Below are 340 nucleotides of genomic sequence, written 5' to 3' on the forward strand. Positions count from 1 at the left end.
TAGCGCTTGCCGTCTTCGCCGACATTCCTGCAGGTGAGGGGGCTCTGCTCGCCGGATGCCGGGTCGGACAGATCATGGCCGAAGGACGGCTTCGTCGAAGCGGGTCTGAAGTGGCGCCGGACGGTCGGGCTCGCCGGCAGGCTTGCCGGCGCGCTCGGCGGCAAGGGAAACACATCCGAGGCGATCTGCCGCGATGCGACCGTTCCCGGCGGCGCCCGGTCCCAGACACGCCTGACATCCATCCCGCTTGGAACGATCACCGTGCCATCGTCGCTGCGCGCGCAGCCGCCCGCTGCAAGCAGCGCCGGGCACAGGACAAACGCAACGAATCGAACGAACA

1 protein-coding gene is annotated in these 340 nt (G+C 68.5%); it reads right to left on the reverse strand.

The window, feature by feature from the left end; all coding sequences use genetic code 11:
• On the reverse strand, positions 1–340 hold a 340-nt coding region (locus EN807_RS35990; RefSeq protein ID WP_189522689.1), incomplete at both ends, for a hypothetical protein.

The sequence above is a fragment of the Mesorhizobium sp. M5C.F.Ca.ET.164.01.1.1 genome, from assembly GCF_004792125.1.
Taxonomy (GTDB): domain Bacteria; phylum Pseudomonadota; class Alphaproteobacteria; order Rhizobiales; family Rhizobiaceae; genus Mesorhizobium; species Mesorhizobium wenxiniae.